12 protein-coding genes are annotated in these 12,351 nt (G+C 68.0%); 6 read left to right on the forward strand and 6 right to left on the reverse strand.

Annotation, left to right across the window (positions count from 1 at the left end):
• Positions 1-1,981 (reverse strand): tetratricopeptide repeat protein (locus AB0C27_RS53975; RefSeq protein WP_357862700.1); only part of this gene is annotated, 1,981 nt, incomplete at its 3' end.
• A 44-nt stretch (positions 1,982-2,025) separates the two neighbouring features.
• Entirely contained in the window at positions 2,026-2,481 is a 456-nt protein-coding gene (locus AB0C27_RS53980) for a hypothetical protein (protein WP_357862702.1), read from the reverse strand.
• A 120-nt stretch (positions 2,482-2,601) separates the two neighbouring features.
• On the opposite strand from AB0C27_RS53980, the gene AB0C27_RS53985 reads away from it, so the two are divergent.
• Complete coding sequence (locus AB0C27_RS53985; protein ID WP_357862704.1) at positions 2,602-3,003, forward strand: hypothetical protein; 402 nt, start codon at positions 2,602-2,604, stop codon at positions 3,001-3,003.
• A gap of 43 nt (positions 3,004-3,046) precedes the next feature.
• Here the strand turns inward: AB0C27_RS53985 and AB0C27_RS53990 are convergent, their stop codons facing one another.
• Positions 3,047-3,610 (reverse strand): hypothetical protein, encoded by a 564-nt coding sequence (locus AB0C27_RS53990; protein ID WP_357862706.1) that lies wholly within the window; start codon positions 3,608-3,610, stop codon positions 3,047-3,049.
• A 529-nt stretch (positions 3,611-4,139) separates the two neighbouring features.
• Here AB0C27_RS53990 and AB0C27_RS53995 point away from each other — a divergent pair.
• Positions 4,140-4,403: a hypothetical protein gene (locus AB0C27_RS53995; RefSeq protein WP_357862708.1), complete on the forward strand. Its 264-nt coding sequence runs from the start codon at positions 4,140-4,142 to the stop codon at positions 4,401-4,403.
• 274 nt (positions 4,404-4,677) lie between these two features.
• On the opposite strand, the gene AB0C27_RS54000 is transcribed toward AB0C27_RS53995, so the two are convergent.
• The 3 genes from AB0C27_RS54000 to AB0C27_RS54010 all read right to left on the reverse strand — a co-directional run bounded on the left by AB0C27_RS54000 (position 4,678) and on the right by AB0C27_RS54010 (position 7,110).
• Positions 4,678-6,138, reverse strand: a complete 1,461-nt coding sequence (locus AB0C27_RS54000; protein ID WP_357862710.1) for an ATP synthase F0 subunit B — start codon at positions 6,136-6,138, stop codon at positions 4,678-4,680.
• Entirely contained in the window at positions 6,135-6,731 is a 597-nt protein-coding gene (locus tag AB0C27_RS54005; protein WP_357862712.1) for a sigma-70 family RNA polymerase sigma factor, read from the reverse strand. Before AB0C27_RS54005 ends, AB0C27_RS54000 begins: the two co-directional genes overlap by 4 nt.
• A 115-nt stretch (positions 6,732-6,846) precedes the next feature.
• On the reverse strand, positions 6,847-7,110 hold the full coding sequence (locus AB0C27_RS54010) for a hypothetical protein (protein ID WP_357862714.1): 264 nt from the start codon (positions 7,108-7,110) through the stop codon (positions 6,847-6,849).
• Positions 7,111-7,555: 445 nt separating this feature from the next.
• On the opposite strand from AB0C27_RS54010, the gene AB0C27_RS54015 reads away from it, so the two are divergent.
• From AB0C27_RS54015 to AB0C27_RS54030, 4 genes are all read left to right on the forward strand, one after another.
• On the forward strand, positions 7,556-7,882 hold the full coding sequence (locus AB0C27_RS54015; RefSeq protein WP_357862716.1) for a hypothetical protein: 327 nt from the start codon (positions 7,556-7,558) through the stop codon (positions 7,880-7,882).
• 283 nt (positions 7,883-8,165) lie between these two features.
• The gene (locus AB0C27_RS54020) at positions 8,166-9,815 is read left to right on the forward strand and encodes a hypothetical protein (protein ID WP_357862718.1); all 1,650 of its coding nucleotides are present in this window, start codon (positions 8,166-8,168) and stop codon (positions 9,813-9,815) included.
• 59 nt (positions 9,816-9,874) lie between these two features.
• Entirely contained in the window at positions 9,875-10,645 is a 771-nt protein-coding gene (locus AB0C27_RS54025; protein ID WP_357862720.1) for a helix-turn-helix domain-containing protein, read from the forward strand.
• 761 nt (positions 10,646-11,406) lie between these two features.
• Positions 11,407-12,219 carry a hypothetical protein gene (locus AB0C27_RS54030; RefSeq protein ID WP_357862722.1) on the forward strand — a complete coding sequence of 271 codons (813 nt, stop codon included), beginning with the start codon at positions 11,407-11,409 and terminating at the stop codon, positions 12,217-12,219.
• The last annotated feature ends 132 nt before the right edge of the window (positions 12,220-12,351 follow it).

Genomic DNA, 12,351 nt, shown 5'->3' on the forward strand with positions numbered 1-12,351 from the left:
CGGCCGCGTCCCCCGCCTCCCCCGTCCAGTGGGCGAGGTTGGCCCGGGTGATCAGGGTGTCGGGGTGCTCGGCGCCCAGGATGCGTTTGTGGATGGGGAGTAGGGCGGCGTACTGGTCGCGGGCGGCGGCCGCGTCCCCCGCCTCCCCCGTCCAGCGGGCGAGGTTGGCCCGGGCGGCCAGGGTGTTGGGGTGCTCGGCGCCCAGGACGCGCTCGACGGTGGGGAGTAGGGCGGTGAGCTGGTCGCGGGCGGCGGCCGCGTCCCCCGCCTCCCCCGTCCAGCGGGCGAGGTTGTCCCGGGTGATCAGGGTGTCGGGGTGCTCGGCGCCCAGGACGCGCTCTACGGTGGGGAGTAGGGCGGTGAGCTGGTCGCGGGCGGCGGCCGCGTCCCCCGCCTCCCCCGTCCAGCGGGCGAGTTGATTCCGGGTGATCAAGGCGCCGGAGTGCTCGGCGCCCCGGACGCGCTCGATGATGGGGAGCAGGGTGGTGAGCTGGTCGCGGGCGGATGCCATGTCCCCCGCCTCTCCCGTCCTGGTGGCGAGGTTGTGCCGGGCGATCAGGGTGTCGGGGTGTTCGGCGCCCAGCGTTGCGACTACGTAGGTGTAGAGGTCCTGCTGGAGTTGGACGGCGGTGCTGTAGTCACCGCTGGCATCGAGGTAGGCAACCAGCTGGTACAGGCCGGAGGAGCCGGGCGGCAGCACGCTGCGGGCGTGCGGGAGAAGCGCTCGATAGGCGGGCCAGCTCTCGATCGTGCTCGGATCGCCGGGGAGCGCGTCCAGGATCAGCTCCGCAGCGACATGGCGGTCGAGGTCGCGCTCGTCGGGGGTGAGCTGGTGCAGGGTGACGGCCTGGACGAGGCGGTGCACGCTGACTAGGTCATCCGGCTCGCCGGGCTTCAGGTCGGCAGGGCTGGGAGTGAGGGTGATCAGGCTGTACGACTGCAGGAGCGCCAGGGCTTCGCCGACCTGGAGCGGGTCGGTCTCCGGCAGGCGGTCCAGGACGGAGCAGGGCAGGTTGTCGGGGGCGAAGCAGGCCAGCAGGTTCAGCACGCGGATGGCCAGCGGGTTGATGGCCTGGATGCGGGTGTGGCTGAGGGTCAGCACCTTGGCCACCACCCGTTCGGCGTCGCCGCCGGTCGGGGTGGCGGTGGCGTACATGCGGGCCGGGATGTCCTTCAGCAGCTCCAGGTACCGGGTCAGGGACATGCGGGGGGTGCGGGCGATGTAGGCGCCGGCCTGGGTCAGCGCCAGTGGCAGATCCCCCAGCTGTTCGGCCAGGTCCTCCAGTGCGCCGGTGCTGGCGGCGTTCGGAGGGCCGATCAGGCCGGCCAGCAGAGCGGTCGCGGCCGGGCGGGACAACAGCTCCAGCCGCACGGGGGCGACGTTCAGGCGCTGCCAGCCGATGTCGCGGCGGGTGGTGATCAGCACATGACCGTGCGCCAGGCCAGCCAGGTACGGCTCGACATCGGCGACTTCCTCGACGTTGTCGAAGATGACCAGCCAGGCCGGGTGGGTGGCCAGCCAGCTCAGCGCCCAGGCGGCGGCTTCCTCCACGGTGGCCTGCTCGGCCGCGTCCGAGTCGATGCCACAGGTCAGCGTCCGGGCCAGGGCGGCCAGGCCAGCCCGGATCAGGTCGGGGCTGTCGGCGTCGATCCACCACACCAGCTCGTAGTCCTGGCGGTGGCGGTGGGCGTACTGCAGGGCCAGTTCGCTCTTGCCGACGCCACCCAGCCCGAGCACGGCCTGACTGATCACACCGGTGCTCATCGTGTCCCGCAGCGTCTGGCGCAGGGCGTTCAGGGCTGCATCCCTGCCGACGAAGGCCTGCGCGGGGCGGCGCGGCAGGCCCGACAGCCCGGCCGGCACCCGCACAGTGCCGGCTTGAGGCAGCGGCCGCCGCGGACTCAGCTGGTTGATCTCATTGATGATCTGGTCACGAGCCGCCTGGTACGTGCGGCCATGCTCACGAGCACTGCCGTCCATCTGGACATCCGGCGGCTGTCCCGGATCATCTGACGGGCTGCTCATCATTCGTTGATCGTCTGGTCGCCGCCGGCCTGGTACACCCGCCCCTGTCCAGAGGCGGTGCCCCCCATCCGCACATTGCGCGCGCCGTCCCCGGTCGAGATGATGCCGGCGTTGCCGCCGCCGAGGGCGACCGCCCCGTCGCCGGAGGCGGAGACGGCGGGCGGCGTGTCCTGTGCGGCCTGCGTTGGGGCGTGCTCGGCACGCAGTTGCGCCCGCAAGGCCACCACGGCGACCACCAGGGCGGCCACCCCCAGCGCCATGCCAGTGAACATGCCGGCCACGCTGGCCCGCTGATCCAGCACCTGAAGCACCTGATCGGGCACATGCAACGGGTCGGCGAAGAACCAGACCAGCACGGCCGCCAGACAGACCGCCAGCACGGCGCTTGCGGCGATCGCCACGATGCGCCACAGCCGTGAACCTGCCGCTCGCTTGACCCCGGACGTCTTCGACATGCCTCCAGAGTGCTCCCGTACCGGCAGGAGCGGACGCATGGTGACGAACGCGTTACCTGTCCACTTCCGGCCTCGAATCGGTCGTATGCGGGACGGCCGTGAAGGCCTTCGCCGAACGGCATGAAGGCGGGCGACACGCTGGTCATCACCAAGCCCGACCGGGTGGCCCGCAGCGTGAAGGAGCTGCTGGTCTTCCTGGAGGACGAGCTCGCGCCGCGCGGCATCAACCTGCACATGGCCGCAGCCCGCGCCCAGGGCCGTACGGAAGGCCGCCCGGTCAAGGTGAGCGACGACCTGCTCGCCGCCGCCCGGGCCCGCCGCGCAGGCGGCGGTCGGTCACGCAAATCGCCCGCGAGCTCGGCGTGGGGCGCTCGATGCTGTATCGGGCACTTGAAGACGACAGCCCGCCTGTCACCCCGCAGCGGCCATGAGCCTGGTCGACCAGGCTCATGGCCCTCCGTTCAGATCGATGTGATGGGCCGCAAAGTAGGAGCACTACCGCAGGACCCCTGGGGCGTATAAATCAAAAATTCCCGGACTTTGGAGTCCGGGAAGGGGTGATTCTCTAGGGCCTCCCTTGATGATCTTGTCCGGTCTGGCGGGAGGGGGCGAGGTAGATCGCCATCCCGAACACCGCAGTGAAGATCACGGCTACCGCGGCGAAGGTGGTCCAGTATGGTGCGGCCGTCGAGATCCCGATGACGGTGACCAGGCCGGCCGGAAGCGTTGCCGCCACGGTGACCATGAGCGTCGCCACGGCGGTCTCGGTGAGCGACCTGATCGGAGCGCTGCTGTCCACGCTCATTGATCCCCACCTGCCGACCTTGACCATCGACTTGTGCCTGGTCAGACCGTCAGGATCAGCCCTGGGGGTGGGGGCACCCTCCTTTTCGACGAGGTTGCGCTCCTCGTAGACGCCCTGGCCTTCTCCTTCGGCAGGCTCCGCGGAGCCGGGAAGCCGGGGGTCGGCTCGGCCGCTCGGAGCACCCTCGGTCTCAACGAGGTTGCGCTCCTCGTAGACGACCTTGTCCTTCCTCCGCCTGCGCGGCGGAGTCAGCCCGCCGCTCTGGCGATCACGCCGGGCCCGGCGTGATCGCGGTCGGCCCGCTGGGGGGTCGACGTTGCTCATGTGACTCTCCCGAGATGGCTCAGGTGAACGACCATCCGGGCGGGGGTTGTCTTCGCACCCGGGGGTGGGCACATGGCTCGTGCCCTACCCCCGAGGGGCGGGAGGTCATCCCAGCCCGCTGACGCCGGATGCGCCAGATCTCACAGCAGCATCGTAGCATGACGTTATGGACACGCAATCAGAGTGAAAGGTGTCCAGTGAGGGTCTAGTGTATGTGTCAGTGGGCATGGGAAGCACATAAGAGGCACATTGAAGTTGACTATCGCAGTGGTTCGACGCATACTTAGACCCAAGACTCAAGGTCAAGGACGAAGCCCAGCCGTCGCGGACGCGAACCCGCGAAGACAGGGGAGGGTGACATGCCGCCCTTAGATCGGGACGCACAACCCCCAGGGGTAAGCGCCCATACATAAAGGAAGCCAGGCCCCTTAGGCCAGAGGAAGCCTGGCGTGTCGGCCTGGCCACGCCAGATCTCGGCGCCAACCGAATTGGCGTGTGCCCCGGCCAGTTACACAAGGAGAGGTTTGCCATGCCCAAGAACGGCGCCGACGCCATAGATGAACGCACTCGCCGCAGGACCAACGCTCCGCTGGCACGAGTCTCCGTCAATCTCACAGCCAAGGCGACCAGGGCACTTGATGACACCGTTGAGATGACCGGTGACAGCCAGACAGACATCATCAACCGGGCAATCCAGGTCTACGCTCACCTGGAACGCATCCTCAACGCCGGCGGTTCAGTACTCACGCAAGCTCCAGATCAAAAGGATCCCGTGAGCCTGCAGTTCTTCTGACGTTGCTGCCTCCCGACGCTCCCGGCCCGTCGTATGCCATACGACGAACACCGGGAGTTCAGCCCTGCCCGCTGACGCCGGATGCGCCGGATCTCACATCTTCGAACGCAGGCCGACAAGCCGCAGGACTGACCCCTTGGACGGCTCTGACCATGCATATCGCCAGGTCAGAGCCGTCCATACACAGCAGCAGTACGCTTTTTATGAGCACCGACGCTCCCCGCCGCATGTCGCCGGTGACCGCGACCGGCAAGGCAGGTGGCAGTGCATCTGCCTACTTAAAGGACGGCAGTTTGTCACCGCGCTCCGAAGCATGGTCCGGTCTCGGGTCATCAACGGTTGCGATGATCACCCCATGCGGCGGAGGCGCCGAGACGACACTCGCGAACAGCTGCTCACGGGCGAGGCATTCAACGAGCTCGGGCGTGGCGAAGATGCCAAGACGGTGAGCGCACGCGCTCACATCGGCGACGCAAAGGTCGATTGTGTCCACGGGGACGGTCGGGAACTCTTCGGCCAGCCTGAGCTTGACCGGCTCCCACAGGAGCCGTGTGACCGGGGCACGCGATCCTGTAAGGATGCTGGATTTTCCGCAATTATTCGATCCGACAACGACTGTCGTATTCGTGGCGAACGTGACGTGAGCTGGCTCTTGTGAGGACATCACTGGTAGGCCTGACTGCCCATGCGTGGTGGTCTGGCGCGGAGGGTCAACCGCCTGGTTGATGCAGTCCTCATGGGGGAGCTTCGGCACTATCAGAGACTCTGCTAGCCAAGATCGGCACCGCTCGTATCTGGCTTCGAACTGATCATGCCGCTGGGCAGCAACATCGGCAGCCTCCGGGGCACAGTGTGCGCTGAGCAGGGCAAGGCTCAAGAGATCTATGACGATTTCCACGCCTTGTGGGAAGATCACGTTGATCCCGTGATGTCCATAGTGAATGTACGCCTGGCAGCGCTCGGCGTTTTCCTGCTTCTCGCGGAGAGCCGCGCCGGTTTGTAGGACGACGTCACGCCACCGCGATTGCCTGCGCGCAGGGTAATAGTGGATTTCGCCAGGCTCGCTGCGAGTCGGCGGCCGGGTCTCCGCCGTGATGTGGGTAACCACGCGGTGCGCGATGTTGATGAGGTCTGCGGCGTCGCGTTCGGCCTCGGCACGGATACGGGCGGCCTGGCGGTGTGCGGCGTTGATGAGGTCTGCGGCGTCGCGTTCGGCCTCGGCACGGATGCAGGCGGCCTGGGTCTCCGCGGTACGGCGCGCGTCAGTCACGATGCCGGCGGCTTGAGTGAGGGCAGTGTCCAGTCGCTCGCTGGCGTCGCGTTCGGCCGCGGCGCGGAAGCGAGCGGCATCAGCCTGCGCCTCCATTCGTGCTCTGTGCTGGATTCGGTGTGCTTCTCGATGCGCCGCGTTGACGATCTCCGAGGTGTCCGCCCACATGGGGGGAGCGCCCTTTTGGATGTCGTCGCTCCTCAGGGTGCGCAGGCAGTCGAGATCCGTGTGCGGGGACTCCCCTGCGACGATGCTGATTTCCCTCGTGACGCCGGAGGCCCAGATCTCTTCCGGCAGCGAGGGCCCGCCGAAGAGCTGTCGTGCCCGCTCGTCTATTTGCTGATCAGGGATGTGGTCGACGTCCTGACTGATCTTGTCGATGAAGTCGAGGTAGTCGGCCACCGGGTCGTGAGGGATCGGCGGAAGCGGCTGTTGCGGCGTGTCGGGGGTGTGGTCATGATTCATTGGGCGCCCTCCTCCCTGATCTGTGGCGCCGCCTGGGCGACAGGCGTCTGTATGCGGTGCTCCTGCTCGATGATCTCTTTGAGGCGTTCGCGGGCGAACTGCAGATTCTTGCGAATCGTGGCCGGCTTCTTGTCCAGGTATTCGGCGATCTCGGGACAGTTCAGGCCTTCCAGGTAGTAGGCCATCACCTCGCGCTGGGCGGGTGGCAGACGGTCAAGCAGCTGCTCCACCCATGTACGGTCCTCCCACAGGGTCATCCGGGTGTCCCAGTCGGCCTCCCTGGCAGGTGCCTGCGTGCGGAGCAACCGCCCCGCCTCGGCCCGGTCCTTCTCCCGCAGCTTGATGAGGTTGCTCCGCAGCGCCTTGGCGGCGTAGGCGTGGGGGTTGAGAATCGTATGCCAGCGTCGCCACAGGTCGAGCATGGTCATGCTGACCACGTCCTCAGCCTCCTGGACCGTGGCCCCGTGCATCATCGTGGCTTTCATCAGTAGTCGGCTGCGTTGGCGATAGAACTGTTCAACCTGGCCCCTGATGCTGGGGTCCGCCTCGGGCGGGGCCGCAGCTTGAGCGGCGCTCTTGTTCAGCTGGACCACCTGCCTACCTCCGTGGGTTCGAGTGGCCCTCTGCCGCTCGTCTTGATGATGAGGTCCATCACTGGGGTCGAGTGTGAAAGAAGAGAGCAAGATTTCTTGGGGTGCGATGCTCCGGTCAGCTCTTCAGAATGATCGTCAGGGCGATGAGCAGTGCGGCCACGCTGGCGATCACGGTGATGACCATGGAGGAGGTGGTGACAAAGACGCCGCCGACGGCGACGATGACGCCGTTGATGAGACCAAGGAGATTGTCCGCCTGCCATGTGCCGGACCGCTCCGGCCGCTCTCGGGCGGGTGACGAACCGGCTGGGTTCACGTTCTCGGGCGGCGAGGCATTGGAGCTTAGCTGTTGAGGTTTGTCGTCGTCGTGCGAATCCATGGGTCGTGCCCTTCGGTGTGGGGTTGCTGCCGTCGATGATGAAGGTCGCCTCCGGGTCGGCGGTGTGAAAACACCTGCTGGCGGCCACGAGCATGGAGGCTTCACCGCAGGCCTTCGAGTCGCCGCGAAACGGGTCGTTTGCGGGAACGGCTGACATTGACGCGATCACCACGGGACCGGAACAAGAACTGCTTCCGGATCGACCCGCCTTCGCCTGTCACGTCCCCTCGCCCCGGTAAAGGGCCTTACCGTCCGCCCGTTCGTCGGTGTACGACGGTGGGGCCCCCGGCTGGTCGCTTCAGTAACAGGGGCAGGTCATCCGCGGATACGCCACCTGTACGTGACCCGCTTGCAGTCTTAAAGCTGTAACCGAACTGGGTAGGGCGTCGAGAGGCGGTAAGGTCTACAGTTTTGAAACTGTAGACACGGATGGAGAGGAGACCGCATGTCCACTCTGCAGCCCAAGGCCGGTGGCGGCATGGCTGTCGCGCTCCGCGAGGCGGCGGCCGTCGAGACCAGCGCGCTGAGCCAGATCGCGGCCGCGCGGGCGGCCAGCTATCAGGCGCTGGGCGATGCCGCGACGAACGCGGGCGGCACGCTGATGAAGGCGCTGGTGGTGGCGGAGGAGATGCTCGTGCTGGCGTCCAGGTGCCACGACGACGGCCTGGTCGACGGGGTGAGCGCCTACCGCGACACCGTGGCGCTGGCGGCCCGCCAGGCCGCGAGCCTGCACGCCGACCTGGCCATCGCGGCCACCAGGATGCGGGACTGACCCAGGCCCTCGCCGGCCCGCCCGGCGAGGGCCTATCCGTGATCGCACCAAACCTCCACATCGGCAGGAGTCAGACATGCGCTTGTTCGCCCTGATGGCCACACTCATGGCGGGACCCGGGCCTGAGCGAGGCGGGGATCGTCACCGAGATCGTGCGTGCCGCGCGGGTCGACCAGCAGCCTGACCAGAGGTGAGATGGCTTCCGGGACTGGGACCGCCATCTGCGTCGGGGCGCATCCAGCCCGGCACGGCACATGACCTGACTTGAGGAAAGGAGCCCTTCTTGACGGCCACCCGATCGGTACGCGGCCGCGACGGCGCGCCGGTGGAGACCGCCTCCACCGAGCCGGCCGAGACCGTGGACCTGGACGAGCACCTGGCCGCGCTGCGTGAGGCCCTGGCCGCCGGCGAGCGGCCGCCCGCCGGCGCGCTGCTGGGCCTGCCACCCTTGGAGGGGGACGTGTGGGTGGACATCGCCGGCGCGGCCGCCGTCTCCGGCTTCCCGCCCAAGACCATCAGCGGATGGCTGGCCAGGGCGCAGCCCAAGCGCTGCCCGTTCCCGGCCCCCATCCGAGTCCTGTACCGGCTGTACTGGCCGCTGTCGGCCGTCGAAACCTGGCGCCAGGCTTACACCGCCGCGCCGGCCGCGGAGCCGGAGCGCGACCTGCGCAGCGAGCGCATCCAGCAGAGCCCGGCCGCCGCCCGTGCTCAGGACCGCGCAGGAGGCCGCCCGGCAGAACAGGCCGCCCCCACGCCGAGCCCTGCCTCCGACGCCGGCCCTGGCCTGCTGTCACCTCCCCTTGGTAAGCCCACGCCCGACGATGCCGGGCTGAGCCCGGCGAGTGAGCCGACGCTCGGCGAACCGGTCCTCCGAGCCGGCCGGGACCAGGCCACACCCGCGCCCGTGGACGACCGCCAGGACGACCGCCAGGACGACCGCCAGGCCCTCATCGTGGCGCCTGGCGAAGGCCTCGCCGAACGGAGCGGCGCGTCAGTCGCGCCAGCGGCTCGCGGGCAGGATCGACCGCCTGGTCGGCCGGTCGATCAGGAGGCTCCGGCCGCGCCGGTGGCGGAGCTGTATCTGGCGCGCCTGGACGGTGAGAACTGTCTCCTGCTGGCCGACGGTGCGCGGGCGGGATGGCTGCGGGCCGGGCCCGGCGGATGGCAGGTCCACGACAGTGGCGGGCGGCCCGTCACCACGCTGCCCACCGGTGGCGACGCGCATGGGAGCCACGCGGTGCTCGGGCTGGACCTCGCCCGGACGGCGGCGGCCGCGCTGGGCATCGGTGGCGCCGGGCATGCGGCGGTGACGGTCGGCTCGCTGATCGACGACCGCGGCCGGGCGATCGACACCTCGCCGGCGTCGCTGGCGTCCTGGAGTCTGCTCAGGGGCCGCGTGAGCGGCCGCACCGACGTCGTCGTGCGTGGCCGCTGCGTCGGCTGGCTGCAGCGTGACGATCGCGGCCGGGACGTCGCCTGCACCCTCGACGGCCCGGTGCCCGGGTCGGCCGGCATCAACCGGGTGCAGGCGGTGATGGCGCTGCTGGCCGTGCTCATCGCCCCCGTCCCGCTGCCCGAGCTTGGCCCCGAGGCCCGTACGGCCCGCCGGCCGCGCGCCCGCTCCCCGCGCGAGCGGCCGATCTGCCCCTTCACGGCGGCGCAGCTGGCCGCCGCCGCGCTGGCCGAGAACCTGCCGCGCCTGCCTGACGGCTCCTACCGGGTGCACATCGACGACGGCTACGACGATGTCGAACTGGGCCGCGTCCACCGCTCCGGCCGCCGCTGGCAGGCCCTGGACCCTGACGGACGCGTTGTGGTGCACCGTGCCGGGTCCCGTACCGAGGCCGTCGACCGGCTGCTGGGCACCCCCGGTCCGCTGTTCGGCGACCCCGCCGACACCGTCCTGCACGACCTGCCACCCGTACGTCAATAAGCACCCCACTGATGCACGGACAAGATCCCGACGCGAAGAGAAGCGAGAGGGGACGTGACATGTGCCGATCCAAAGAGCACGGCGGCCGCCGTTGCCCCGGCGGCCACAGCAGCACCCGCCAGGCGCAGGCCGCCCGCCAGCGACTCAGCCGCGCCCGCAAAGCGCTCTCAGCGGCGCAGGCCGCCGGCGACCCGGCCGCGATCCGATCCGTCCTCGACCGCCTCGACGACGCAACACGTTCCCAGCTGGCCGCGGCCTTACCGGCCCGTGAAGCGGGGGACGTGACACCCACCCCACCCACGAGCCCGCCCACGAGGAAGAGCGAGATGGCCGCGACGACCACCATCCCCACGCAAACCGCCGAGTCGGCCGCCGCCGATCTGGGAGTCTCCGTCTCGACCGTTCAGCGGTGGCTCAGGACCGGGGAGATCCGCAAGCACGGCGTCACCGGTCACAAGGACAGCAGCGGCCGATGGGTGATCACCCTCCTCGACGACGCCCCCGCCACCAGCCATCCCGGCGACACCGCTGACAAGCGCATCGAAGCGCAGATCCGCGCCGCCTATGACCGGCTTGCCCGCCGGCCCGGCGCCTGGGTCGGCCTGGCCGACGTGCGCGCACTCGTGGACGCGCCGCGCGACCAGGTGGACGCCGTGCTGCGCCGGCTGGAGCGGCGTCCGGACGTGAACATGGTGCCGGAGTCGAACCAGAAGACGCTCAGGCCAGAAGACCGCGCGGCAGCGATCCACATCGGAGCCCAGGACAAGCACCTCCTCTGGTTCGACCCGCAGCTCTTCTCCGCCCAAGGTGGAACGCCGAGTGGAGATTGACTCCATAGGATCGCGGTCGCAAGCGTGAGTTATGGCGGGGAGGATTAGCAGCTCATCGTCATCGACTGAGACTTCCGGGTGGCGTAGACGAGAAGTTTCGGGTGTGGGATGGCTGCTGCAGCTCTACAGGGTCCAGATGCTTGGGACGTGGGGCCGCAGTTGAACTGCGGAGCCCCACGTCCGAAGTGGGAAACCTGCTGTTGGCGCAGCTCAAGGTTTCCTACAAGGTCGGAGGTGTTCCGTGGTCGAGACGGAGATCCCCGAGAAGTTCGGTGTGAACTTCTGTCACTGACCATTGAAGCGGGACAATTGGGACATTGGCAGAGGGTGTGGCAAATTCGCACGCTCCTGTACGGCCGGGTACGGCATTGCACGCCTTTGAACGCTGCTGAACACTGCTGAACAGCCTTTGGCGCACGAGCGTGCTTCGCGAGCTCGTCACGGATCCGAAAGGACGTACGGGTGCGCCATCATGGTTGCAACGCCTCAATCCAGGGTGGTTGGCGCCGCCCCGGACTTTTCGCTTGATGGCGTGTTCCGTGGTCGAATTCAAAGGTAGGTACATCCCCCGATGATCTCTATTCGTTTTCGTCTCCCCGGTGCCAGCATCGGCATCCTGATCATCGTCATCGTCCTTACGGTGACGCTTCTGCGGCTGGGATACTCTCCCGAGGTCACGCTCCTGCTGATCGGGGGAGCCGTGGGGGTGGCGGTCAAGGCCGCCCGCCATCTCTCCCCTCGGTCGCGGGAGGTCTAGCAGGATGTCGGAAGTCCGTATTCGCCGACTCGAGACGAATCTGGCGCACCTCAGGGCCGAACTCATCGCGGCCGAGAGACGACGCAGCGAGGTGGCCCACAGAGCCGCGCGAGCTCGGGAACGATTCTCCCAAGCGAAAAGACTCCTGATGCAGATGAATGCGATGCGGGAGCGCGCGGAGCAGGAAGCGGCGGAGGCTGCACAAGAGGGTCACCTCGTGCCGGAACTGCGAGCCAGAGCACGGACCCACCACCGAGAGTTCGAGAAAGCAGCGCAAGAGCTCGGGGTGGCGGAGGCCAAATCCGCGCATGCCACCATGGAACTGGAGGATGCCGACCGGCAAGCCGAGTCTGCGGCTGAGGCCCTTGCCGCGATGGAGAGGCACATCCTTCGTCAAGAACCGGTGCTGACTGCCCTGAACGGCCCCCCTGAACTGCCGTTCGCAGCACCCGAGGATGTTCCCGGCTACGACACGCTGAAGCCGGACCCGCTAAAGGCGGAAACAGCGGCCGAGTTTGTTGAACTGATGAAGCAGTACCGGATCTGGGCCAAGGAGCCCAGCTACCGGGAGATCGTCAGGCGTGCCCGCAACGCTTTCGGTGCTAGCACCCTCTGCCAGGCGCTGAAGTCCACGCACCTCCCGTCGGCGAAGCTGGTTGAGGCCTTCATTTGGGCATGCTCAGGCTCTCAGGAAGACCTGCAGGCCTGGATGACCGCCTGGCGGCGGCTACGTATGAAGCACCAACGCCCAAGCAGCGAGACCCTTGCTCCAGTCACACGACTGCCGGTCGGCCAGTCATCCGAGCTCACTGGCTGACCTGGGGCCCGAGATCCCCCGACCCCTTGGGACTGTGAGAGTGCGTTCTGCGAGTTGATGTCCCTTTCATCGGTGGGGTTGGGTTAGGTCGGCTGGTCGGAGACCCGCCGGTCGGACTACGGGCGTGGCTGG

The organism is Nonomuraea sp. NPDC048882 (genome assembly GCF_040649755.1).
Classification (GTDB): Bacteria; Actinomycetota; Actinomycetes; order Streptosporangiales; family Streptosporangiaceae; genus Nonomuraea; species Nonomuraea maheshkhaliensis.